The 23,957-nt window shown below is 69.1% G+C and carries 21 protein-coding genes, 2 pseudogenes and 1 riboswitch; of the genes and pseudogenes, 8 read left to right on the top strand and 15 right to left on the bottom strand.

All coding sequences use genetic code 11. From position 1 onward, the window contains the following. The 3 genes and pseudogenes from HY68_RS44855 to hemL all read right to left on the bottom strand — a co-directional run. Positions 1 to 794 (bottom strand): annotated as a pseudogene (locus HY68_RS44855) (hypothetical protein); the annotation flags it as partial. Positions 795 to 921: 127 nt separating this feature from the next. Next, entirely contained in the window at positions 922 to 1,641 is a 720-nt protein-coding gene (locus HY68_RS07675) for a histidine phosphatase family protein (RefSeq protein ID WP_041986003.1), read from the bottom strand. Further along, positions 1,638 to 2,954, bottom strand: coding sequence for a glutamate-1-semialdehyde 2,1-aminomutase (gene hemL / locus HY68_RS07680; RefSeq protein ID WP_198533227.1), 1,317 nt, complete (start codon positions 2,952 to 2,954; stop codon positions 1,638 to 1,640). Before hemL ends, HY68_RS07675 begins: the two co-directional genes overlap by 4 nt. Before the next feature lie 125 nt (positions 2,955 to 3,079). On the opposite strand from hemL, the gene HY68_RS07685 reads away from it, so the two are divergent. Then, positions 3,080 to 3,652, top strand: coding sequence for a hypothetical protein (locus HY68_RS07685; protein ID WP_078863475.1), 573 nt, complete (start codon positions 3,080 to 3,082; stop codon positions 3,650 to 3,652). A gap of 1,840 nt (positions 3,653 to 5,492) precedes the next feature. Beyond that, positions 5,493 to 5,687 carry a hypothetical protein gene (locus tag HY68_RS42635; RefSeq protein WP_157874297.1) on the top strand — a complete coding sequence of 65 codons (195 nt, stop codon included), beginning with the start codon at positions 5,493 to 5,495 and terminating at the stop codon, positions 5,685 to 5,687. A gap of 99 nt (positions 5,688 to 5,786) precedes the next feature. Here HY68_RS42635 and HY68_RS07690 read toward each other — a convergent pair whose 3' ends face one another. From HY68_RS07690 to HY68_RS07705, 4 genes are all read right to left on the bottom strand, one after another. Next, entirely contained in the window at positions 5,787 to 6,320 is a 534-nt protein-coding gene (locus tag HY68_RS07690) for a hypothetical protein (RefSeq protein WP_241778491.1), read from the bottom strand. Between the two features lie 94 nt (positions 6,321 to 6,414). Continuing rightward, a complete protein-coding gene (locus HY68_RS07695) occupies positions 6,415 to 8,400 on the bottom strand; it encodes a hypothetical protein (RefSeq protein ID WP_198533228.1) in 1,986 nt (661 codons plus the stop codon). Further along, positions 8,397 to 9,596: a 5'-methylthioadenosine/S-adenosylhomocysteine nucleosidase gene (locus HY68_RS07700; protein WP_041986017.1), complete on the bottom strand. Its 1,200-nt coding sequence runs from the start codon at positions 9,594 to 9,596 to the stop codon at positions 8,397 to 8,399. The genes HY68_RS07695 and HY68_RS07700 overlap by 4 nt, the downstream gene beginning before the upstream one ends. Next, on the bottom strand, positions 9,597 to 10,358 hold the full coding sequence (locus HY68_RS07705; protein ID WP_041986021.1) for an NUDIX hydrolase: 762 nt from the start codon (positions 10,356 to 10,358) through the stop codon (positions 9,597 to 9,599). Positions 10,359 to 10,881: 523 nt separating this feature from the next. Here HY68_RS07705 and HY68_RS07715 point away from each other — a divergent pair. Then, positions 10,882 to 11,259 (top strand): DUF2255 family protein, encoded by a 378-nt coding sequence (locus HY68_RS07715; RefSeq protein WP_041986029.1) that lies wholly within the window; start codon positions 10,882 to 10,884, stop codon positions 11,257 to 11,259. Between the two features lie 8 nt (positions 11,260 to 11,267). Here the strand turns inward: HY68_RS07715 and HY68_RS07720 are convergent, their stop codons facing one another. Continuing rightward, positions 11,268 to 12,305 (bottom strand): zinc-binding alcohol dehydrogenase family protein, encoded by a 1,038-nt coding sequence (locus tag HY68_RS07720; RefSeq protein ID WP_041986032.1) that lies wholly within the window; start codon positions 12,303 to 12,305, stop codon positions 11,268 to 11,270. Positions 12,306 to 12,411: 106 nt separating this feature from the next. Next, on the bottom strand, positions 12,412 to 12,678 hold the full coding sequence (locus tag HY68_RS07725; RefSeq protein ID WP_041986034.1) for a helix-turn-helix transcriptional regulator: 267 nt from the start codon (positions 12,676 to 12,678) through the stop codon (positions 12,412 to 12,414). Between the two features lie 101 nt (positions 12,679 to 12,779). On the opposite strand from HY68_RS07725, the gene map reads away from it, so the two are divergent. Continuing rightward, positions 12,780 to 13,610 (top strand): type I methionyl aminopeptidase, encoded by an 831-nt coding sequence (gene map, locus HY68_RS07730; RefSeq protein ID WP_041986036.1) that lies wholly within the window; start codon positions 12,780 to 12,782, stop codon positions 13,608 to 13,610. Here the strand turns inward: map and HY68_RS07735 are convergent. Next, complete coding sequence (locus HY68_RS07735; protein ID WP_041986039.1) at positions 13,531 to 14,010, bottom strand: ArsI/CadI family heavy metal resistance metalloenzyme; 480 nt, start codon at positions 14,008 to 14,010, stop codon at positions 13,531 to 13,533. The two genes, map and HY68_RS07735, sit on opposite strands and share 80 nt — an antisense overlap. Before the next feature lie 99 nt (positions 14,011 to 14,109). Here HY68_RS07735 and HY68_RS07740 point away from each other — a divergent pair, with 99 nt between their 5' ends. The 4 genes from HY68_RS07740 to HY68_RS07755 are packed head-to-tail and all read left to right on the top strand — an operon-like array spanning position 14,110 to position 16,373. Further along, the gene (locus HY68_RS07740; RefSeq protein WP_041986042.1) at positions 14,110 to 14,499 is read left to right on the top strand and encodes a metalloregulator ArsR/SmtB family transcription factor; all 390 of its coding nucleotides are present in this window, start codon (positions 14,110 to 14,112) and stop codon (positions 14,497 to 14,499) included. Continuing rightward, positions 14,496 to 15,596 carry an ACR3 family arsenite efflux transporter gene (arsB, locus tag HY68_RS07745; protein WP_041986045.1) on the top strand — a complete coding sequence of 367 codons (1,101 nt, stop codon included), beginning with the start codon at positions 14,496 to 14,498 and terminating at the stop codon, positions 15,594 to 15,596. Before HY68_RS07740 ends, arsB begins: the two co-directional genes overlap by 4 nt. After that, on the top strand, positions 15,589 to 16,011 hold the full coding sequence (locus tag HY68_RS07750) for an arsenate reductase ArsC (protein WP_041986048.1): 423 nt from the start codon (positions 15,589 to 15,591) through the stop codon (positions 16,009 to 16,011). The genes arsB and HY68_RS07750 overlap by 8 nt, the downstream gene beginning before the upstream one ends. Positions 16,012 to 16,049: 38 nt before the next feature. Then, positions 16,050 to 16,373 carry a hypothetical protein gene (locus tag HY68_RS07755; RefSeq protein ID WP_041986052.1) on the top strand — a complete coding sequence of 108 codons (324 nt, stop codon included), beginning with the start codon at positions 16,050 to 16,052 and terminating at the stop codon, positions 16,371 to 16,373. 53 nt (positions 16,374 to 16,426) lie between these two features. On the opposite strand, the gene HY68_RS07760 is transcribed toward HY68_RS07755, so the two are convergent. The 5 genes and pseudogenes from HY68_RS07760 to cobN form a co-directional block, all read right to left on the bottom strand. Further along, complete coding sequence (locus HY68_RS07760) at positions 16,427 to 17,344, bottom strand: cyclase family protein (protein ID WP_241778492.1); 918 nt, start codon at positions 17,342 to 17,344, stop codon at positions 16,427 to 16,429. Between the two features lie 72 nt (positions 17,345 to 17,416). Next, positions 17,417 to 17,836 carry a GNAT family N-acetyltransferase gene (locus HY68_RS44860; protein WP_241778749.1) on the bottom strand — a complete coding sequence of 140 codons (420 nt, stop codon included), beginning with the start codon at positions 17,834 to 17,836 and terminating at the stop codon, positions 17,417 to 17,419. Then, a pseudogene (locus HY68_RS44865) lies at positions 17,825 to 18,358 on the bottom strand (flavoprotein); the annotation flags it as partial. The pseudogene HY68_RS44865 and the gene HY68_RS44860, both read right to left, overlap by 12 nt. 74 nt (positions 18,359 to 18,432) lie before the next feature. Then, positions 18,433 to 19,728: an alkaline phosphatase gene (locus HY68_RS07770; protein ID WP_241778493.1), complete on the bottom strand. Its 1,296-nt coding sequence runs from the start codon at positions 19,726 to 19,728 to the stop codon at positions 18,433 to 18,435. 170 nt (positions 19,729 to 19,898) lie between these two features. After that, the gene (cobN, locus tag HY68_RS07775) at positions 19,899 to 23,555 is read right to left on the bottom strand and encodes a cobaltochelatase subunit CobN (RefSeq protein ID WP_041986056.1); all 3,657 of its coding nucleotides are present in this window, start codon (positions 23,553 to 23,555) and stop codon (positions 19,899 to 19,901) included. 54 nt (positions 23,556 to 23,609) lie between these two features. After that, positions 23,610 to 23,682, bottom strand: a riboswitch (cobalamin riboswitch). Between the last annotated feature and the right edge of the window lie 275 nt (positions 23,683 to 23,957).

Below are 23,957 nucleotides of genomic sequence, written 5' to 3' on the forward strand. Positions count from 1 at the left end.
CCGCCGGGGGAACTCGCGTCGTAGCGCCAGCCGAGTTCGGCCGCCGCGGGCAGCAGCCGCTCCTGGCCGAGCAGACACGGGGTGCGGCTGCCGACGAGTTCCTTCGCGTAGTCGAAGGGGAGCGGGTCGGCGTCGGGCAGGGCGCAGTTCGTGCGCCACTGGGTGACGAAGGACACGGCCTGGTCGATCTCGTCACGCCACTGGGCCGGGGTCCAGTTGTTCACGGAGCCTGAGCCCGCGCAGAAGTGCCCGTTGAAGTGGGTGCCGATCTCGTGGCCGTCGAGCCACGCCTGGCGGACGTTGGTGAGGGTCGACCTGATGTGCTCGTCGGTGAGGTAGCCGATGTCCGACGCACCGGTCGGGTTGTTCGGCGGCCGGTACATGTCCTTCTTGGATTCCGGCAGCAGATACAGCCCGGAGAGGAAGAACGTCATCCCCGCGTTGTGTTCCTTGGCGAGTTGCAGGAAGCGCGGGAAGAGTCCGTTGCCGACTTCACCCGCCCCGTCCCAGGAGAAGATGACGAACTGTGGCGGGGTCTGGCCCGGTTCCAGCGGAATGGGCGCCTCGGGCTGGTTGGGCTGTTTTCCGGTGTCGGCGGTGGAACCGTCACCGATGAGTTTGACGTCCTTGTGCGGAGGCCCCGCCGCTTTTCCGTGTCCACCGGGGGCGACGCTGCTGTTGCCTGTCGGTTTGTTATGTGATTCGGTCCGGCCGGTGCCGCAGCCCGCGATTCCGATCGCGGCTGCGGCGCCGATTCCGGCTCCGAGCAGACCCCTCCTGCTGATGTCGCGCATATTGTCCCCATCCGCGTTGGTACATGCGTTGGCCCCTCTCTTTTACAAGCGGCAACACGTGAGATGTCGTAGCAAACGCGGAGGTTCTTGTAATTGTCATATCTTTACTTTTGTATGACTAACATCACTACGCTCCGTAAGCCTTACCCGCACCCTTCACGGGCTTGGCTCCGGCCAGCAGATGGGCGGGGACGAGGTCCCTGGCGGGCTCCGAGTAGCCCACGGACACGATCCTGTTCCCCTGGTACGTGACGCTCGTCAGCGAGGCGAGGGTGCACTGCCGCTTGCGCGGGTCGTGCCAGAGCCTGCGCCGCTCCAGGAAGCTGCGCACGATCCAGATCGGCAGCTGGTGGCTGACGCACACCGCCTCGTGCCCGCGCGCCGCGTCCCTCGCGCTGGTCAGCGCGCCCATCATCCGGACGACCTGGTCGACGTACGGCTCGCCCCACGACGGCCGGAGCGGGTTGGTGAGGTACTTCCAGTTCGCGGGCTTGCGCAGGGCGCCGTCGCCGACCCCGAAGGTCTTGCCCTCGAAGATGTTCATGGCCTCGATCAGCCGCTCGTCCGTCTCCAGCGTCAGACCGTGGCTCTTGACGAGGGGTGCGGCCGTCTCCTGGGCGCGCTCCAGCGGGGAGGCGACGACGTGAGTGATGTCACGCCCCGCCAGATGCTCGGCGACCCGGTCGGCCATCTGCCGGCCGAGCTCCGAGAGGTGGTAGCCGGCGCGGCGGCCGTAGAGCACGCCGTCGGGGTTGTGGACCTCACCGTGCCGCATGAGATGGACGACGGTGAACTCCTCCCCGCCGTCCAGGGCGCCCCTGCTGTCGGTGCTGTCGGTGCTGGTCATTCGGCATTCTCCGTGGCTTGGGCTGCGGCGCGCGCGGCGGCCGGCAACGCGGCGGCGATCCGCTCGACGGCGCGCTCGTCATGGGCGGTCGAGACGAACCAGGACTCGAAGGACGACGGCGGCAGATAGACGCCGTCGGCGAGCATCGAGTGGAAGAAGGGGGTGAAGCGGAACGACTCCTGCTTCTTGGCGCTCTCGAAGTCGTGGACGTCGTCCGGCGTGAAGAACACGGAGAACATGTTGCTCGCCGACTGCACGCTGTGCGCCACGCCCTCCTTGTCCAGGGCGGCCGTCAGCAGATCCTGGATCTCCAGCGAGACGGCGTCGAGCTTCGCGTACGCCGCGTCGTCGAGGAGCCGCAGCTGCGCGAGGCCGGCCGCGGTGGCGACGGGGTTACCCGACAGCGTGCCCGCCTGGTAGACGGGGCCGACCGGGGCGAGCCGCCCCATGATGTCGGCGCGCCCGCCGAACGCGGCGGCGGGGAAGCCGCCGCCCATGACCTTGCCGAAGGTCATCAGGTCGGGCTCGACGCCGTCGATCCCGTACCAGCCGGCCTTCGACGTACGGAACCCGGTCATCACCTCGTCGGAGATGTACAGCGCGCCGTTGGCCGCGCACAGCTCCTTGAGCCCGGCGTTGAACCCGGGGCGCGGCGGCACGACGCCCATGTTTCCCGGCGACGCCTCCGTGATCACACAGGCGATCTCGCCGGCGTTCGCCGCGAAGGCCTTTTGTACGGCCCCGAGGTCGTTGTACGGCAGGACGATGGTGTCGCCGGCCTGCGCTCCGGTGACCCCCGGTGTGTCCGGCAGCCCGAACGTCGCCACCCCGGAGCCGGCCGACGCGAGCAGCGCGTCGACATGTCCGTGGTAGCAGCCGGCGAATTTCACGATTTTCGCGCGGCCCGTGAAACCACGGGCGAGCCGGATCGCGGACATGGTCGCCTCGGTGCCCGAGGACACCAGCCGCACCTGTTCGAGGGGTCCGATTCGGGCCACCATCTCCTCGGCGAGCGCGACCTCACCCTCCCCGGGCGTCCCGAAGGACGTGCCGCGGGCCACGGCGGCCTGGACCGCTTCGACAACCTCTGGCCGGGAATGACCGAGAATCATCGGCCCCCAAGAACATACGAGGTCGACATATTCGCGGCCGTCCGCATCGATCAGATATGGACCGGTACCGGACACCATGAAACGGGGCGTACCGCCCACGGCCCGAAAGGCACGGACAGGAGAGTTCACGCCGCCAGGTGTCACAAGGGCGGCGCGGTCGAAGAGGATCTGTGAAACTGGGGCGTCATAGGGGAAGCTCACGGAATCCATGGTGTCAGAGGCTCGGATGTTCTTGCGGACAGGTGTTTCACCGCACGTTCGTTGGGGAGGTCACTGTCACGATGATCGGGTTGCGCGGCCGGGGCTGCGAGTGGTCGGGTGGAGATATGCATCGCGGTGGCGGACTGGGCGAGGGGACCGACGGCCTGGGTCCCGAGCCTGCCCGGCGTGGGAAACACCGGCGCCACGAGCGGGAAGCACGTGACGAGCCTCCCCCTCCGACGAGCAGGAGCGGGGGCCGCGTGGGGGTGACGTACAAATACTTCGGCGCACCCGACGGAGCCACGGCGGCACGCGTCCCGATCTCGATGCGCCCCGAGGAGCTGGGCGGCGACGAGCTGGGCATGGGCGGCATGTTCAGCAAGGTCAAGCCCGAGACGATAGCCGCGATGGTCCTGACCGGCATCCAGGGCATGCCCCTGCACAAGGTCCCCCCGCTGGAACTGGTCGTCCTGCACCCGGACTACGCGGTGGTCAAACTCCCGATGACGGTGGTCGACCCGCTGCGCGACATAGGCGAGGAGTCCGTGGGCGCTGCGGCCTTCATCTGGTCCACGGTCCCGGACCGCGGCGGCCCGCGCGACGCGTTCAACGTCTACCAGATGCTCCACGAATGGCAGGACTTCAGCCACCGCCTCCACGAGGCAGGCCACCAGCCGTACTGCCTGGTCTGGCCCTGACGCGGTTGACGTGCGGGTAACCAGCGGGGTCCCCGGATCCCGCCCTCGCCGTGCGCCGGAAGGCGCCGCCAGGCCGTCAGGGCACGTTCCGCTTCTGTGCGGGCACCGATATGCCCCAGCCATGCAGTGCGTCCTCCGCGAAGGCGTCGTTGACTGCCTGCGGGTGCCGGTCTCGCTGGACACAGAGACCGGTCGGCGGCGACGAGGAGACAGAAAAGGCGACGGAACGTTCTGACACTCCCAAGCCGAGAGCGCAGATCTCCTGCTCCAGTGGAAGGCCCGGGATGGCAAATGATCCCCTTCCAGACTCAGCGAAGGGTCCCGGGCATGAACAGCACATCGCTGTTGATGCAGCGTCACCTGATGCGAGGCCACGTGCGGTTGCGCGGGCCCGACTTGCTTTCGTATGGTGTGCAGTGAGGCATTGCGGATGCCGTGCGCCAGCGCTCACCCCGACCCAACGGAGCGCGAGAGGGTGCAGAAGACAGTCGAACTGACACCGTCGCTGGAAACGTATTGCGCTTGCGGGACTCCCACTCAACCGCCGAGCGTCACGGTCGGGGGTGGCGTTGTGGCCGAAAGGGATCCTCCATGCGGCAGACGAGTCGAGCGCGTGACGCCAAGGCTCTTTCCCTCTTTACCGGCATGCCGGTTGAGTTGGCGAGCGAGGCTGTACGTACAAGCGAAGGCGAGCCCCTTATTCCGGAGGCCAACGCCGACCAGCGATTGTTCGAGCAATGGGTAGTCCGACGAATCTGCTGGCCGTCGAACAGCCCCATTTACCCTTGGGGCATCAAGTACGTCTATCCACGCCCTGACGGCCTCACGATTGCCGTCGAGGGTGACAATATGGCCCCCGAGTTGGCCAACACCCTCGTACCTCGATACGACCCAATTACCGGCGAGGTCTACGGAGTGCCGGGGTGCCGCATCACCGAGACAGGCCGACATGGCCTTGTCCTGCACCTCCTCGACACGGACGCCACGATTCACATCATCGGGATCCACCGAAAAGCGTGGCGCAGCGGCCTTGGGGAGACGGATCAGGAACTGTGTCACGCAGGACTGCGCCTGTGCACCCACGAACGGCCCCACGAGTGGACCGCCGCAGAACTCGCGTACACCGCGCGCCCCTGGCGTAGAGCCACCCACAGTGATGCCGACTGGAACACCGCTTGGCTTGCCAGCGGCCTGCTCCGGCGCATCGGGCTTCTGCGAACCATGGGAATTCCCCTATACACCACGGCATGGACCAACCCAGTCGGCATTGGGCAGCAATGGATCCTGGAGACGCAGTACCAGCCCCAGGCAGCGCGCGCCTCATCTCACCACGAGACATTCCTCCATCTCCTCAACAATGAGGCCTGGGGACTCGGGCTCGACTGGACAGACTCGCACTGTACTTGCGAAACCGAATACTCAAACCAGTGCACCTTCACCGGACGGCCTCGACTCGAACAGGCCGGCGAGCTACAGCTCCGCTTCCCTCGCCGAACAGCCGAGCGTGCCTCCCGGCTGCTTGCCAATCCACAGGACTACGAGGCCCATCGTCGCATCGCCGTGCGGGTGCCTGCTCGGTTCTCTCCGCCAGCCCGAATCCCGTCGAAACTCTGGCCTGCCTCGGAAGCAACACCCGGGGGACCCGAGGGGGAAAGGCCTTCAGGGAAATCCCCAACACTGCGAGCCACGATACGACCGCTGGTCACACTCTGCCCTAACTGAGTCTCTCGCCTCATCACTCAGCCTGCGAGAGCCTCCGGCTAGTCAGACGAGGCTTCGGGCTCACTCGCAAACCTTGAGGGCGCAAAACGCCCTAGATCTTCGTTTGGAGAATCCGGCCGTGGTCAGCAAATTTTTCCAGCTTCCATCGAATGCAATGTCATGGCTGGGCATCGCATTTCTGCTCTTCCTCTCCACTTTCTTGGTGACCGTGGTGATCGCATTGATTCGTGCCGACAGACGGGACATCGTGGATGTCCTGGAAGCGGCTGCCAACTGGCTTCCGTGGCGCCCACGCCGACGCAACCGACGTTAGAGCCAACCCACATCGGCAACGACCGGGGCACGGTCCGGGTTGCGTGGCGGACAGCTCAGCGCTACGGAGCTGATTACATCGCCGGGAGGTGACACGGCCCTACCGCTCCGCGTAGCGCAGGAACTGCCAGCCCAGTACGGCCAGGGCAGCTGTCTGTGCGAGGGAGACGATCACGAGTAATGGCTCGACGGCCGGAGAGCACCAGAAGGCGGTGACGCAGATCATCGGCAAGGCCACATGCGTGAGCAGATCCACAGCGGTCTGGAGTCGCTTGCGCGTGGTGTGGGTCGCGTCGGTGCGGTGGTACGTCTCCCAGCCGAACACCGCGCCGGGGGCGTCGCTGAGTTCGGCCAGGCGCGGTCCCAACTGGTCGCGAATGTAGCAGCCGACCGCCGAGATCTTCTCGTCGTTGACCAGGTAGGTCCAGCCCAGGATCATGCAGATCACGGGGACGGCGAGCAACAGTTGAGACTTGCCGCTCTGGACGGCGATCGCCACGACCGCGGTGGACGCGGCGAGTGTGAAGTAGAGCAGGTTGTCGCGGAATCCTATGCGGGTCTTCTGCTCCTCCTTGATGCGGTCGTACTCGGCCAGCAGCAGTCTGCTCTCGGTGACGTCTTGGGTGTCGGCCACGGCCATTCCTCAGCTCGGGTTCCGGCTGCGCTGATGCGTGGGCGGGCAGGGCTCCGGCGTTCCGGCCCCTGCCCGCCCTGAAGGCCCGGACGAGTCAGTCGGCTGCACGGAAGGACGGAAGATTGTTCGGGTTGTTTCGCTCGATCCAACCCTTTCCGTCCGCCGCGATTCCTTCCAGGAGGCGGAAGGTGTGGATGAAGCCAGCCGCGTTGAGGTTGATCTCGGCGATGTCCTGGGCGTTTTCGTCCGGCGCCAGTTGATGGGTGTCGGCGTCTTTGACGCGAATGTTCCTGGCCGGCCCGTTGGTGAGGACGAGCTCCAGGTCGTAGCCGGTACGGGTGCGTTCCGTGACCTGTACGGAGGACAGCGCGTCGAACCGGTAGTTGCTTCGCTGCTCGTCCCCACGCTTCGCGTCGGTGAAATCGAATTCTGTGCTGATTTCACGCACGCCGTCCTGTGTGACCAGGAAAAGACGGATGCTGTAGCGCGAGTACCGCCAAGGACCGCCCTTTACCCGCCCTCGCTTGTAGGGGCGCGCGGGCGTCAGCAGGATGGTGTGGGTGATCAGGTCGCGCCAGGTGAGCTGGTAGTGGCGGAGTGCTTCGTCGACGAACAGCGTCTTGTCGCAGGTGAGCCAGGTCTCCATCTCCAGCTCACTGGGTCGCGTGGCGTCCAGGAACGACTTCCAGTTCTGGTACGCGACTTGCCGCCCGTACAGCCGCTCTTGGTACAGATGTGTTTCCTCGGCCGTTCGACGCTCCTCACCCCAGGCCTCCAGCCACAGGGACGCGGCCTCGCGTCCCGACCAGACCGCACCGACCACCGCCAGGATGGCCAGCAGCACCCGCGACGCGTCCGCGCCTGCGGCCACTGTCGCGAGCAGGGCAAGAGTCGAGATGCCGAGAATGATGACGGCGACCACACACAGGACCTTCGTGACCACCGGCGTCTTGTTCTGGTGGCGTTGATCGAACAGAGTGCCTTTGTTGAACCGGTCGCGGGCGTCCTCGGCGAGATGGCGGATCAGCCAGTTGACCCGGTCCACGCTGATTCGGCTCTCGCGGTACAGATACGCGATCTCGGTGGCGAGGCCATTGCGGACGTGGAAGGTGTGACCGAGCCATTCGTGCGAGGCGAACCCGTAAGGCGTGCGGATGGCGAAGTAATGATCGAACGAATGACGGACGCGCTTGGTGAACCCGTCGCCGGCAGCGGCGGGATCACCTGTCTGTGCGACGTAGAGTTCACGATTTGCGGCCTTCAGCTGCCGGTCCTGGTACCACCACGGGCGGCCGAAGTGAGCCGCGGTCAGGCCCGCGCCGAGCGCCACCAGCAACTCGATCACCGCCGCGGCCGGATCTGCGGCCAGCGCCAGAAGCCAGAGGACTGCGGTGACGACGACAAACAGCCCGGCTCGGAGGGGGAGGGCTGCCCGCGCGGCGGGAGCGGTGCTCGGACGGGGCGGTAGGGCCCGTGCCCCGATGGGGTCGGCTTCGAAATAGGCCCACACCCGTTGGACCCGGTCCTTGCTGAAGCGAGCTGCTTCGGCCCGCTCGCGGTTCTCGACCCAGAGGCTGTCCTTCAGCCCTCCGGTGAGTACGAGGTCGAGGTGATGCAGGATCTCGTCACGCCGGAGAGGTGACAGGGCCTCCAGCCGCTCCAGCACACGTCCTGTCTCACCGTCCGCGGTGCTGAGCATCGCCAGCAGTTCGAAAGCGACGCGCAGAGCGTCCTTCCACTCCCCCTCGGCATACGTCCGTACGAGCCCGGAGGCGTGGTGCAGGCGCTGGATCTCTTCGGTGCTGAGGTCGTGGTAAGCGCGTGCACTGAGCATGGCGAGCACCCAGTGGAAACGGACCTCCGCGCTGTCGTATTCGTGGGCGATCGCGTCGCTGATCATGTCGCGAGCACGGCTGGGGATACCGTCCTCCAGGAACCGCACCCCGACCTTGTACTTTTCCTGCGGCGACGCATCCGGATGGACGAAGTACACATTGGAATTGTGTACGGTCTCGGCCTGGATTCCGACGTTGGAGTCGTACGCGGCCGAATTGTGCGTGCCGCCGCTGCCGTCGTTCATGACAAGTCACCCGCCGCTACGACCAAGGGTGCCAGCCTGGCCGCCAGCTCGGGACAGTCCGCGATCAGACCGCGTAATCTCTTGAGCGCCATGGTCGCGCTCCTGGCCGATTCGGGAATGCTCTCCCTTGCCGCCCGGCGGGCGAAGTCCAGCTCGGCCAGCGCCTCCCGGTAGGTGTCGTCGTCAAGGGCGCCATCGGCGTGGTGACGCTTCAGATGCTCACGAAAATCGTCCAGTTCCGCGACCAGGTCCGCCGGACTGCTCACCTGCGGGGTCGAGTTCAGGTAGACGCTGCTCCCCTTGACCGACCCGGCCATGATGCCAACGGTGCTGTTATGGGCGGTGTTACTGACGCGCTCTTCGAGTCTGCCGGCCGTACGGTCCCTGCCGGCCGTACGGTCCCTGTCGGCCGTACGGTCTCTGTCCGCCTCGGACATGGAGATCTGCTCCCTTTCTCCCACCAGTTCCACGGCAAGCCGGGTGGCGAATGCCGCCGCGTTCGCCGCGGCCCGTGGCTGCCAGTTGCGGTCTTTCGCGCTGCTCTTCGTGCCGTCCGCCCGGTCGCTGATTCCCCTGATGATGGCCACCGGCGCCCCGTTGAGATGGCCGGCCTGCGCCACACCGGCGGCTTCCATCTCGATCGCGAGCGCGTCGTTGTAGTGCTGGCGGATCCACCGTGCCTCGGCCGAGATCTTCGAGTTCTGTACGACCTCGCCGGCCGCGATCGCACCGAAGCGCACCTGCGGTGCGCGCCCATGACCAGGTGTTTCGTCGGCCCAGTCGTTCACGCGAGCCAGATGCGAGCCCAGCTGGCTGATACCGTGCGGCGCCTCCCACACCCGGGGACGGGCCTTGAGGCCGTCGTCCTCGCTGGTCCCGCCGTGGTACGCGTACACGTGTGTCGCCATCACCACGTCGCCCAACTTCGCGGTCTCCCAGAGGGCACCGGCGACGCCGACGAACAACACGGCCACCGGCGAGAACTCCTGGATCGCGCGCTCCGCGATCACTGCGGCCGAATGATTCCCTTTGTTCGTCAGACCGAGCGCGACACGACATGAAGTGCCCCGCACGGTTCCGACCTCGAACCGCGTCCCACGCTCATGAAGGTGCACCTGCGGGTCGGCCAGTTTCCCGCGCACGGCCTGGTATTCGAGATTGAGGGCGGTGAGAATCACCACCAGATCCTTCGACATCTATTCCCCTTCCTCCTTCGTCTCTTGATCAGTCGCGTCTGCTGCTTCAGTCGTAGACGGCACAGGTCGGATCAGTGGTGGGAACAACACCGTCTTCGGACCGGCCCGGTAAAGCCGCGCGGGGCGCCCTCCCGTGGTCCTACGTCCCGCAGCGGCGGGCACGATGAATCCCTTTACGCCCTGTACCTTTCGGTAAAAATTACGGGTGTCGAGTTCGGTGCCCCAAACCGCCTCGTACACCTGCTGCAACTCGACTATGGTGAAGAATTCTCCACAGAACGCCGTGGCCAGCGCCGAGAATTCAAGCTTGGTACGCGCTCGTTCGACGCCGTCCGTCACGATCCGGCGGTGGTCGAAGGCCAGTTCCGCCTCAGCTGACAGGACGGCTTCCACGGGAACCCACGCGGCACCCATGGCATCCGTTCCGGCGACCGGTTCGGGGAGTCCCGGCGCGATCGCCAAATGAGCCACGGAAACGACGCGTCCCCGTGGATCACGTCCTACGTCCCCGTAGATGGCCAGTTGTTCGAGATGTACCGACCCGGCGAGCAGAGCGGTTTCCTCACGCAACTCACGGTGGGCCGCGTCCAAGATCTCCTCCCCGGCGTGATTGAGGAATCCGCCAGGCAGGGCCTGCATCCCCTGAAAAGGATCTTCGCCCCGCTCCACGAGCAGGACACACAGTCGCCCCTCACGCAGCGTCAGGATCACAAGATCGACCGTCAGCAGCACGGGCGAGGGTGACCACACGTCAACTTTCATGCCATGTAAGGTACTTCGCTTCTTGTCACTTTAACAAGAAGGGCGGCAGGGAGACCTCGGGTGCTGTAATGCGCAATCACTCCGAGCTGCTTGGCCATCAGGGGGTTGTCCGCCGAGTGGGTCAGGAAGACCAGGGCCAGTGCCAGGGCCCAGCCGCGGGCCCGGTTCCAGGTGTTGTCGTCGGCTCGGGCGGAGGCGCGGCGGGCCGTCCCATGCGGGCGCGGTGAGGGCGTCGTACCACACCTGTTGCGCGGCGGACCGTTCTGCGGGGGCGGCCAGGTGGGTCAGTTGGGACGTCGTGCCGGCGGCGACGAGGTCGGCGGCCAGGGCGCGCCGGGGCGCGCGTACCAGGTGGTCGCCGCCGAGCCGGCGGACCACGTTGTCCCAGCCGTTGGCCGGCACCGTGATGTCGGGCCCGGCATGTCGTTGACGTCCACCGGACGATCCCAGGTTTGTGTGGTGACAGTTGTGACAGGCTTGCTGACGACCTGGTGGAAGCCGACTGCCGAGGAGGGCCTCGATCATGACTGACCCATGGTCTTCGGACGATCTGCGACTCCTGAGCGAGGCCGGGGAGCTGGAGATCGCGGTCAGACGCTCCGACGACACACTGCGGCAGTGGGTGCCGATCTGGGTCGTCTGCGCCGGTGGGCAGACGTACGTGCGGACCTGGTACCGGCGGGACACCGGCTGGTTCGGTGCCGCTCTGCGGTCGCGCCGGGCCCGTGTCCGGGTGCCGGGTCTGGAGGCCGACGTCACCGTCGAGGACATCGGCGACGCGTCGGCCGAGGTCACGGGCGAGGTCGACGCCGCGTACCGCGCCAAGTACGGCGGTGGTGACGACGGTTCGATGGTGACGGCCACGGCTGCGGCGTCCACCCTGCGGCTCGACCGCGCGTAGGCGGAACCCTAGGTCGTGTCCGGTACGAGTACGGCCGCGCCGTTGACGCGGTCGGCCGCCAGGTCGGTCAGCGCCTGGTCCGCGCGGCTCATCGGGTACGGGGTGACGGTGACCTGAATCCCGATGCGACCGGCGAGGGCCAGGAACTCCCGGCCGTCCTGACGGGTGTTGGAGGTGACGCTGCGCAGGTCGCGCTCCTGGAAGAGGTGGCGCTGATAGTTCAGCGAGGGGATGTCGGAGAGGTGGATACCGGCGACCGCGAGCGTGCCGGAGCGGTCCAGTGCCTCCAGGGCCACCGGGACCAGGTCGCCGACGGGGGCGAACAGGACGGCCGAGTCCAGCGGTTCGGGCGGCCGGTCGTACGCGTCGCCCGCCGACGCGGCGCCGAGGCTGAGCGCCAGTTCACGTGCCCGCGCCGACCTGGTCAGCACATGGACCGTGGCGCCCTCGGCCAGGGCCACCTGCGCGGCCAGATGCGCCGAGGCGCCGAAGCCGTAGATGCCGAGCCGCCCGCCCTCGGGCAGTGCGCTGCGGCGCAGCGCGCGGTAGCCGATGATCCCGGCGCACAGCAGCGGCGCGAGCGAGGCGGCGTCCTGGTCCTGCGGCAGCGGGTAGGCGAAGGCGGCCGGAACCAGCGCCAGGTCGGCGAAGCCGCCGTCCTCGTCCCAGCCCGTGTAGACGGACCGGGGGCAGAGGTTCTCCCGCCCCGCCCGGCAGTAGCGGCACGTCCCGCAGGTACCGCGCAGCCAGGCACCCCCGGCGCGGTCGCCGACACCGAACGTCGTCACCCCTTCACCCACGGCGACCACACGCCCGACGATCTCGTGGCCGGGGACGGTCGAGGGGTGCCGGGGCGCGAGATCCCCTTCGGCCAGGTGCAGATCCGTACGGCAGACGCCGCACGCCTCGACGCGTAGCGACAACTCCCCCGGGCCCGGCGCGGCCGGTCGCCGCCGGACCCGTACCAGCGGGCCGGTGTCCATGGGGCCCGGCCGCTCGACGGCCCAGCTGTGCGGTGTCTCCGGGACGGAACCGGCGGTGGTCATGATTCCAGCGTGCGGCGGCCGCCCCGCAGGGGCAACCGGGTCCGCGCCCCCGCCGGAGCGGCCGGGACGGCCAGGACGGCCAGGACGGCTAGCACGGCCAGGACGGCTAGGAGGCCTGGCTCAGCGCCGGGTCGGTGCGCCAGATCGCGGCGAGGTCGGACAGCGGTACGCCGAGTACCTCGCTGAGCCGGACGACGGTGCCGAACGCGGGCGTGGGCAGCCGGCCGGTCTCGATCTTGCGCAGCGTCTCGGGCGAGATCTCCGCGGCCAGGGCCACTTCGGCGGGGCTGCGTCCGGCTCGGGCGGTCCGCAGCGCGGCCCCGAGGCGTCGGCCCGCCTCGATCTGTTCGGGGGCGAGCGGATGGCGAACCATGCCCACATGCTAGAGGCGTGGGTGTACGGCGGCAACCATCACACCCTCCACCCCTCTGGTATAAATATACCTGTCGGCCGCCCCGGGAATCGAGGATCGCAGTGATCGTGCACAAAACTCCGCAGGACATCGAGCGTATGCACGTCACCGGCCAGTTCGTCGGCGAGGTGCTGGCCGAGCTGGGCGACCTGGCGGCGGTCGGGGTCAACCTGATGGACCTGGAGCACCACGCGCGCCGCCGGATCAAGGAGCGCGGCGCGGAGTCGTGCTACTGGGACTACGCGCCCTCCTTCGGCAAGGGCCCGTTCCGCAACGTCGTATGCCTCTCGGTGAACGACGCCGTGCTGCACGGCCTGCCGCACAGCTACAAGCTGCGCGACGGCGACCTGCTGACGATGGACATGGCGGTGACCGTCGACGGCTGGGCCGCCGACTCGGCCCACTCCGTCGTCGTCGGCACCCCGGCCGAGGAGGACCTGCGGCTGATCGAGGCCACCGAGGTCGCCCTGGAAGCCGCGATCAAGGTCGCCGTGCCGGACAACAGGCTCGGCGACATCTCGGCGGCCATCGGCGGCGTCGCCGCCGAGTACGGCTACCCGGTCAACCTGGAGTTCGGCGGCCACGGGATCGGCCGCACGATGCACGAAGACCTGCACATCCCCAACGACGGCCGCCCCGGACGTGGTTGGAAGCTGCGCCCGGGCCTGACGATCGCGATCGAGCCCTGGTTCGCCGCCGGCACCAACAAGATCGTCTTCGACCCGGACGGCTGGACGATCCGCTCGGCCGACGGCTCACGCACCGCTCACTCCGAACACACGGTCGCGGTGACGGAGTCCGGCCCGCTGGTCCTCACCCGACGCCCTCAGAAGAACGAGCAGAGCAACAAGGGCCGGGCACCCCGGAAGAAGTCGTCGACACCCGGCCGCTGACGAGGACTTCGTCGGGGGCGGCGCCCATCCGGTCGGCGTCCGCCTTGACGACGTAGACCTCCCAGGGCTCCCTGCCGGGGCCGTGGACCCACACCTTGTCCTGGACGGCGTAGCAGCAGGACGTGTCGTTCTCCTCGAACGTGGCGAGCCCGGCGTCCTTGAGGCGGGTGGCGGCGGCGGTGACCTGCTCTGCGGTCTCGACCTCGACGCCGAGGTGGTCCAGCCGGGTCTCCTGACCCGGTTCGCCCTCGATGAGGACGAGCTTGAGCGGCGGGGTGCTGATCGCGAAGTTCGCGTAGCCGGGCCGGCGCTTGGCCGGTTCGACGCCGAACAGCTTGGAGTAGAAGGCGACCGACGCTTCGAGGTCGCCCACGTTGAGGGCGAGTTGGGCACGGGACATGGCTGTCTCCCCGGATCTCTCTGACATCCTGCATCGATGACTGTCGATGACTGTCGATGCAAGCTTGCGTCTTGTATCGACAGCCGTCAACATAGACGCATGTCGAAACAAGAGCTGGTGGTCCTCGGCCAGGACGACGACGGTGACGGCTGCTGCCCCACCCTCCTCACCGCGCCGCTGGACGAGGAGCAGGCCGCCGACCTGGCCAAGGTGTTCAAGGCCCTGGGCGACCCGGTGCGGCTGCGGCTGCTGTCGATGATCGCCTCGCGCGCGGGCGGTGAGGTCTGCGTCTGTGACCTGACCCCGGCCTTCGACGTCTCCCAGCCGACCATCTCCCACCACCTCAAGCTGCTGAAGCAGGCCGGGCTCATCGACTCCGAGCGGCGCGGGACGTGGGTCTACTACCGGCTGCTGCCGCGGATGACGGACCGGCTCGCCGCGATCCTCACCCGCCCCGCCGGGCAGCAGCCGGCCGGGACCGCGTGGTGAGCGACACCGCCGCAGCGACGCCGGCAGCGCCGGCAACGACCACGGCCGGTCGTCAACTCCCGTTCCTCGACCGGTTCCTCACCGTCTGGATCCTGCTCGCGATGGCCACCGGCCTGGGCCTTGGCCGACTCGTCCCCGGCCTGGGGAACGCGCTCGCGAAGGTCACCGTCACCGGGGTCTCACTGCCGATCGCGGTCGGTCTGCTCGTCATGATGTACCCGGTCCTCGCGAAGGTCCGCTACGACCGCCTGGACACCGTCACCCGCGACCGCCGCCTGCTCGTCCCCTCCCTCGTCCTGAACTGGCTCGTCGGCCCGGCCCTGATGTTCGCCCTCGCCTGGGCCTTCCTGCCGGACCTGCCCGCGTACCGCACCGGCCTGGTCATCGTCGGCCTCGCCCGCTGCATCGCCATGGTCATCATCTGGAACGACCTCGCCTGCGGCGACCGCGAGGCCGCCGCCGTGCTCGTCGCGCTGAACTCGGTGTTCCAGGTCGTCGCGTTCGCCGCGCTGGGCTGGTTCTACCTGACCGTGCTGCCCGGCTGGCTCGGTCTCGAACAGACCGCCCTGAACGTGTCGGTCTGGGAGATCGCCCGCTCCGTCCTCGTCTTCCTCGGCATCCCGCTGCTCGCCGGATTCCTCACCCGCCGCCTGGGCGAGAAGGCCAAGGGCCGCGGCTGGTACGAGACGAGGCTCGTCCCGCGCATCGGGCCCTTCGCCCTGTACGGGCTGCTGTTCACCGTCGTCGTCCTCTTCGCCCTCCAGGGCGACGCCGTCACCTCCCGGCCGCTGGACGTCGTACGGATCGCCCTGCCGCTGCTGGTGTACTTCGCCGTGATGTGGGCCGGTTCCATGGCCACCGGCCGCGCGGTCGGACTGGGTTACCCGAAGGCGACGACCCTGGCGTTCACCGCGACGGGCAACAACTTCGAACTCGCCATCGCGGTCGCGATCGCCACCTTCGGCGCCACCTCGGGCCAGGCCCTCGCCGGAGTCGTCGGCCCGCTCGTCGAGGTTCCCGTCCTCATCGGCCTGGTCCACGTGGCCCTGGCCGCCCGCCGCTTCTTCCCGGAAGGCACCGGTCCCGCCCATGCCTGACCCGAACCCGCCCGCGTCCGGGACCAAGCCGTCCGTACTGTTCGTGTGCGTCCACAACGCCGGCCGCTCACAGATGGCCGCGGCCTTCCTCACCCGCCTCGCCGAGGGCCGGATCGAGGTCCGCTCCGCCGGATCCGTACCGGCCGACACCGTGAACCCGGCAGCCGTGCGGGCCATGACGGAGGTCGGCATCGACCTGTCCGCCGAGACGCCGAAGGTGCTGACGGCGGAGGCCGTTCAGGCGTCCGACGTCGTCATCACCATGGGCTGCGGCGACACCTGCCCCGTCTTCCCCGGCAAGCGGTACCTCGACTGGCAACTCGACGACCCCGCAGGCCAGGGCATCGAAGCGGTACGGCCCATCCGCGACGAGATCGAACGACGCATCCACACCCTGCTCGCCGAACTCCCTTAACTCCGCTACCCCTGCCGACCTACAGGAAGGACTGAACCGTGCCCGACCGACCTGAGATTGTCTGCATCTGCGGCTCTACCCGGTTCGTGGACGAGATGAGCGCGGCCAACCGTGATCTGACCTTCGCAGGTGTCATCGTCGTCGCGCCAGGCGTCTTCCTGCGCGCCGAGGATCGCGAAGCGGGCGAGTCGATCGCCGACGAGCAGAAGACCGCGCTGGACGCCCTCCACCTGCGCAAGATCGACCTGGCTGACCGGGTTCTGGTCGTCAACCCGGGCGGGTATATCGGCGAGTCCACGAGCAGGGAGATCGCATACGCCCGCGCCACCGGCAAACCGGTCTCGTTCACCGATCCCTTCTGACCGGTGGTTCCGCCACCATCGCGGACCACGGCTGGTGATCCATCAGGCGCCTCTCAGAACGTGGCTATCGGGTTGACCGGGGCTCCCGTCATGCCGTGGATGCGGGGCGGGGCGACCGTGAGCATGAAGCTGTAGCGGTTCAGCTCCGCGCACAGTGCCGCGAGGTCGTCCAGTTCGGCCACGTCGATCAGGGGCATCGCCAGCCGCCCCAGCGCGACGCCGTGCAGCGGGGACGGTCCGCCGGGGTCCAGGGGCGGGTACGCGTCTCCGCGGTCGCCGGCGAAGACCGAGACGCCCCGGCTGTGCATCCAGCGCACCGCGTCGACGCTGACTCCCGGCGTCGGACGGTCGGCGAGCAGGGGGTGGGCCGGCCAGCCGAAGCGGACCACCAGCGCGTCTCCCGAACGTACTTCGACGCCCTGACGCTTCTCGGCCGCCTCGAAATCGGTGGACGACACGGGGTGTCCGGACGGAAGGGGCTCTTCGGGGGCCAGGTCGAGCAGCACTCCCCGGGTGACGATGCCGGCGGCGAAGGCCGTGGTCGACGCCGCCGTGACACCTCCGGCCGTCACGACCTCGGCCCTCGGCCGGCCGGGGTAGACCTCGTCGTCGCTCGACCAGTGCGCGAGCGCGTCGATGTGCGTGGACTTGCCGTGGTGGTTCGCGACCAGCATCACATCGGCCGCGACGCCCACCCCGGTGTAGGCCATCATGTGCTGGACGGGCGAGGTCTCCACCGTCGTGGGCGAGAACGGGGTGCTGAGCATCGGCTGGGGAATGATCGGCTGCGCCAGCGAGGCCCATCGCCCGGTCCGTACCTCAGCTGCGGCCGCCGCGCGTACGTCGTCGGTGATCAGGTTGAGCGTGCCCAGTTCGTCCTCGGCCCCCCACCGGCCCCAGTTGTCCGGCAGGTCCGGCAGGTCCGGCAGGTCCGGCATGGCGGGCTGGGTCGGGTCGGTCTGATCGGCCATGTGGTCGGCGCCCTCTCGTCACTGTCCGCCGCGGCCGGCGGCTCCACGTCGGGGCGACGCTACTCCACCGCGTCACAGGGCGATGAGGCCCGCCTCCGTGGGGCGGAAGCCGCAGGCTTCGAAGTAGAACGGGCGGAGGTGTTCCTCGAAGTCGACGTGCAGCCATTCGCAGCCCGCCGCGCGGGCGCCCTCGGCCGCTGCCTTGATCAGGGCCGCGCCGATGCCCTGGGAGCGGGCCGCGGTGGAGACGACCGTGTCCAGGACGAAGGCGTGGGAGCCGCCGTCCCAGGCGACGTTGACGAAGCCGACGAGGGTGTCGTGCCGGCGGGCGCAGACCCAGCCGAGGCTGTGGCGGGTCAGTTGGGTGCGCCAGTCGGTGAACTCGGCCGGGTGGCCGAAGCCTTCCGCGTGGAGGTCGTTGAGGGCCTTGTTCTCGAACTCGCCCCGCCAGGTGTACGTGTACGTGTCGGTGTCCGGCGCCTTCGGGGTCAACAGGTCGAGCGCCTCTGTCCAGTTGAAGACGCCCGGCGTCGTGACGTGTGGTTCGTACGTGCCGATGCGGACGTTCATCTCCCGCAGGCGGGTGAGGCTTTGGCGGTAGGCCGGGTGGGCTGCCTGCGCCGCGTTCACGCACGGGAGGGCCGCCGTGGGGACGCGCAGGCCGTGGGCCTCGCAGAGGATGCCGAGGGCCAGGGTGTCGGAGACGCCCGCCGCCCACTTGTTGATCGTGTTGAACGTGGCGGGGGCGACCGCGATGGCGTCCGGGTCCGGCAGGGGGCGTGGGTCGCCGGGGCGGCGCCAGGCCGAGCGGATCGGGTAACCCGTCTGCGCCTCGATCGCCTTCGCGTCGATGAAGCCCAGGCCCTGCGGGGTCGCCACCACGCCCACGTCCCAGCCCTGTCGCTGGGCCGCGGTGATGAGTTCGCCGACGCCGCCGGCGATCCCGGACGCGCAGACGACCACGTACAGGAAGGGTCTCGTCCCGGGGCCGGCCTCGGATGTGTTCGCGGTCATTCCGGTCAGCCTAGACCGGCCGGCCCCGGGACCGCTCGCGCGTTTCCCGGGGCCGGCATGCAGGTCGTACGCGGTCAGCGGCGGGGCGCCAGGACCTCCGACAGCACGTCGTGCACGTACGTGTTCGGGTGCTTGCCCGAGAAGCGGTCCGAGAGCGGGCCGCTCGCCGTCACCGCGACGTCCACGCTCGTGTGGCCCGACGTCGTCCAGTCGAGGTAGAACTTCTTCTCGCTGCCCCGGATCGAGAACGGACCGTCCTCGGCCGAGATCCCGTCGCCCGACTCGTCGGCCGTGTCGGTCTCCTCGACCGCCAGGCCGCCCGTCTCGTGGTCGGCGGTGACGACGAGCAGGGTGTCGGGGTGCGTCGCCACGTACGCGCGGGCGACCGCGACCGTCTTCTCCAGCTGCCGCATCGACTGCAGCAGCTTGGCACCGTTGTTGGAGTGCGCGAACTCGTCGGTGCCCTCCTCCTCGACCATGAGGAAGAAGCCCTTCTTGTTCTTCTCCAGGCTGCCCAGGGCCTTGGTCGTCATGGTCGGCAGGTCGACGACCGGCTTGTAGATGTCGCCCTGGCCCTCGGGGCGCTGCTGGAACATCTCCTCGTTGCTGAACAGGCCCAGGATCTTGCCGTTCTTGGCCTTGTCGAGCTGCTTGGCGCTGGAGACGTACGAGTAACCGGCCTTCTTGGCCTTGTTGATGAGGTTGCCCTGGGTGCCGACGCTGCCCTCGGCCGGGTCCTCGGCGGGCTTGTCCTTGAACGCGCCCGGGGTGCCCTTCGGCAGCCACCAGTCCTCGCCGCCGCCCAGGATCACGTCGGGCTTGCTGACGTCGAGGTACTGGCGCGCGATGTCGTCCTGCTTGCTGCGGTCCGCGCTGTTGGCGAAGAAGGCGGCGGGCGAGGCGTCGGTGACCTGCGCCGTGGTGACGAGACCTGTGGCCTTGCCTGCCGACTTGGCCTGCTGGCCGAGCGTGGCGAGACGGTTGCCGTCGACGTCGACGCTGATCGCGCCGTTGTACGTCTTCTCACCCGTCGCCCAGGCGGTGGCGGCGGCGGCCGAGTCCGTGATGACGGCCTTCGGGTCGTCCGGAGTGGTGGTCAGCTGGCCGGAGTTGGTCAGCTTGTCCATGTTGAGCTGACCGTACAGACCGGTCAGGTTCAGCCGGGCGGCCTCGCGTGCGGCGGCGCCCATGCCGTCGCCGTTGATGAAGATGACGTTCTTCGCCTTCGGGGCCTTGGCCTTCGCCGCGACCTGCGGGGCGCTCGCCGAGGCTCCGAACGTCGGGCTGATCACCATGGTCGCCACGACCGCGGCCGCCGCTGCCGCCCCCGACGCACCCCACATCCGTGTATTACGCACGCGTGTGTTCACAACAGCTCCTAGTGAGTCTTTACCCGGCTTTGCCAAGGCATCGGCAAGGCATCGCCAGGACCATAGGCGCGCATGAAGTACCGCACGGTGAACGTGGGGTGGCCGGTGGCTGACGGGGTGGCGGAGCCGTTATGCGTCCCCGCCCCCCGACGAGCCTTCTAAGACCCCTCCTAGGACCCCTCCGCCGAGCCCTCCGACGAGCCCTCCAACTCCCCCTCGGTCTCCAGGAACGCCGCCCGCAGCGCGTCCAGCACCGCCGGGTCCGGCTTCGCCCACATCCCGCGCGACTCCGCCTCCAGCAGCCGCTCCGCGATGCCGTGCAGCGCCCAGGGGTTGGCCTCTTGCAGGAACTCCCGGTTCTCCGGGTCCAGTACGTACGTCTCGGTGAGCTTGTCGTACATCCAGTCGGCCACGACGCCCGTCGTCGCGTCGTACCCGAAGAGGTAGTCGACGGTCGCCGCCAGTTCGAAGGCGCCCTTGTAGCCGTGCCGCCGCATCGCCGCGATCCAGCGGGGGTTGACCACCCGGGCGCGGAAGACCCGCGACGTCTCCTCGACCAGGGTGCGGGTGCGGACCGTCTCGGGCCGGGTCGAGTCGCCGATGTACGCCTCGGGCGCCGTGCCCTTGAGCGCGCGCACGGTCGCGACCATGCCGCCGTGGTACTGGAAGTAGTCGTCGGAGTCCGCGATGTCGTGCTCGCGGGTGTCGGTGTTCTTCGCGGCGACGGCGATGCGCTTGTACGCCGTCTCCATCTCCCCGCGCGCGGGCCGCCCGTCGAGTTCGCGGCCGTACGCGTACCCGCCCCACACCGTGTAGACCTCGGCCAGGTCGGCGTCGGTGCGCCAGTCCCGGCTGTCGATGAGCTGGAGGATGCCCGCGCCGTACGTGCCGGGCCGGGAGCCGAAGATACGGGTCGTGGCGCGGCGTTCGTCGCCGTGCTCCGCGAGGTCGGCCTGGGCGTGCGCGCGGATGTAGTTGGCGTCGGCGGGCTCGTCCAGTGAGGCGGCGAGCCGTACGGCGTCGTCCAGCAGCCCGATGGCGTGCGGGAAGGCGTCGCGGAAGAAGCCGCTGATGCGCAGCGTGACGTCGATGCGGGGGCGGCCCAACTCGACTGCGGAGACCGGCTCAAGGCCCGTCACGCGCCGCGAAGCGTCGTCCCAGACCGGCCGGATCCCCAGCAGCGCCAGCGCCTCGGCGATGTCGTCGCCCGAGGTGCGCATCGCGCTCGTGCCCCACAGCGAGAGCCCGACCGAGGTCGGCCAGTCGCCGTTGTCGGTGCGGTAGCGCTCCAGGAGGGATTCGGCGAGCGCCTGGCCGGTCTCCCAGGCGAGCCTGGACGGTACGGCCTTGGGGTCGACGGAGTAGAAGTTGCGGCCCGTCGGCAGGACGTTGACCAGGCCGCGCAGCGGCGATCCGGAGGGACCCGACGGTACGAAGCCGCCGTTCAGCGCGAGGACGGCGTGGTCGATCTCGTCCGTCGTCGCGGCGAGCCGCGGCACGACCTCGCGGGCCGCGAACTCCAGGATGTCGGCAACGGCCTTGCCGTGCCCGTCCGTTACGCCGGCGACGGCGGCCGGGTCCCAGTCCGCGTCCTCCATCGCCTGGACGAGCGCACGCGCCCGCTCCTCCGCCTCGTCGGCCGTGGTGCGGGTCGCCGCCGACTCGTCCAGGCCGAGCGCCTCGCGCAGTCCGGGCAGCGAGGTCGTACCGCCCCAGATCTGCCGGGCGCGCAGGATCGCCAGGACGAGACTGACGCGCGCGTCGCCGGCCGGGGCGCCGCCCAGGACGTGCAGCCCGTCGCGGATCTGCGCGTCCTTGATCTCGCAGAGCCAGCCGTCGACATGGAGGATGAACTCGTCGAAGCCGTCGTCGTCGGGCCGGTCCTCAAGGCCGAGGTCGTGGTCGAGCTTGGCGGCCTGGATCAGCGTCCAGATCTGGGCGCGGATCGCGGGCAGCTTCGCCGGGTCCATCGACGCGATGGCCGCGTGCTCGTCGAGCAGTTGCTCAAGGCGCGCGATGTCGCCGTACGACTCGGCGCGGGCCATCGGCGGTACGAGGTGGTCCACGAGCGTCGCGTGCACCCGGCGCTTGGCCTGGGTGCCCTCGCCCGGGTCGTTGACGAGGAACGGGTAGATCAGCGGCAGATCGCCGAGGGCCGCGTCCGGCGCGCAGGCGGCGGACAGGCCGGCGTTCTTGCCGGGCAGCCATTCCAGGTTGCCGTGCTTGCCGAGGTGGATCATCGCGTCGGCGCCGAAGCCGCCGTCCTCGCGCGCCGCCTGGATCCACCGGTAGGCGGCCAAGTAGTGGTGGGAAGGCGGCAGATCGGGGTCGTGGTAGATCGCGATGGGGTTCTCGCCGAAGCCGCGCGGCGGCTGGATGAGGATCAGCAGATTGCCCCGGCGCAGTGCGGCCAGGACGATGTCGCCGTCCGGGTCACCGCCGTTGGCGGTCCGGCTGCGGTCCAGGAACATCTCGCCCGGCGGCGGCCCCCAGTGCCGCTCGACCGACTCCCGCAGCACGGCGGGCAGTTGCCCGTACCAGCGGCGGTAGTCGGCGGCCGGTATCCGCACCGGGTTACGGGCCAGCTGCTCCTCGGTGAGCCATTCCTGGTCGTGCCCGCCCGCCTCGATCAGGGCGTAGATCAGCTCGTCACCGTCACCGGACTCAAGGCCGGGTACGGGCTCGTCGCCGAAGTCGTAGCCCTCGGCGGCCAGTCGGCGCAGCAGCGCGACCGCGCTCGCCGGGGTGTCGAGTCCGACGGCGTTGCCGATCCGCGAGTGCTTCGTCGGGTACGCGGAGAGGACGAGCGCCAACCGCTTGTCGGGGTTGGGGATATGGCGCAGCCGCGCGTGCCGTACGGCGATCCCGGCCACCCGCGCGGCCCGCTCCGGGTCGGCGACGTACGCGGGCAGCCCGTCCTCGTCGATCTCCTTGAAGGAGAACGGCACGGTGATCAACCGCCCGTCGAACTCCGGTACGGCGACCTGCCCGGCCGCGTCCAGCGGCGAAAGTCCCTCGTCGCTCTCCTCCCACGCGGCGCGCGACCCGGTCAGGCACAGCGCCTGGAGGATCGGCACGCCGAGCGCGGCGAGCGCGCCCGCGTCCCACGACTCGTCGTCCTCGCCCGCCGACGCCTGCGCGGGCTTCGTGCCGCCCGCGGCGAGCACGGTCGTGACGAGCGCGTCGGCGGCGCCCAGCGCGGCCAGCAGCTCGGGTTCGGGGGCGCGCAGGGACGCCACGTACAGCGGCAGGGCCCGGCCGCCCGCGTTCTCGATCGCGGAGCAGAGGGTGTCGACGAAGGCGGTGTTGCCGCTCATGTGGTGGGCGCGGTAGTAGAGCACCGCGATCAGCGGCCCGTCGGCAGGCGCAGAGGCAGCCGGCGACGCGGTCCGCTCCAGCTCGCCCCAGGTCGGAGCGGGGGCCGGCGGCTCGAAGCCGTGCCCGGTCAGCAGGACCGTGTCGGAGAGGAACCGCGCGAGCTGGTCCAGGTTGGCCGGGCCGCCGTGCGCGAGATACGCGTGCGCCTCGGCCGCGATCCCGATCGGGACGGTCGACGCCTCCATCAACTGCGCGTCGGGCGCCTGCTCGCCTGTGAGGACCACCACAGGCAGGTCGCGCGCGAGGAGCAGGTCGATGCCGTCCTGCCAGGCACGCAGACCGCCGAGGAGCCGTACGACGACGAGGTCCGCGCCGTCGAGCAGCGCGGGCAGCTCGTCGAGCGGCAGCCGCGCCGGGTTGGCGAAGCGGTACGGGACCGGGCTCTCGGCCGCGTTGGCGGCGCGCGCGCTGAGCAGGTCGGTGTCGGACGTGGACAGGAGCAGGATCATGAGCCGGCTGGCCTTCCTCGGGGTCCGCGCCCCGGGCGGTAGGTCGGACGGCGGGAGTTCCTGGCTCGCCCGGCTTTCGCCCGGCTCACAGTGGCGGGACCGCGCCGGCTTCGCACCGGGCTTCCTCCCTGATCGCCGTCCTGGCGATGGCGGGCCCGGGATCCGGCGGCCCGCCGCTCTGCATAGTAGGTGGTGCAGGTCATCGGCCGGGAGAGCGCCCGCTTGAAGGGGCCCGGCGTCCGGCAGGGGAGCTGGGGTCTGTCGTGTGGATCAGGCCGGATCAGGGAGCGGGGGCTGGTGTCGTGGATCGCAAGGCGGAGGAGGGAGGCGACGCGGAGCGTCGCCGACCGACGACAACGCCGCGAGGCGCGGCATCAGCGCCCGCGAGCCCGGCAAGATCCA

This window comes from Streptomyces sp. AcH 505 (genome assembly GCF_000818175.1).
Classification (GTDB): Bacteria; Actinomycetota; Actinomycetes; order Streptomycetales; family Streptomycetaceae; genus Streptomyces.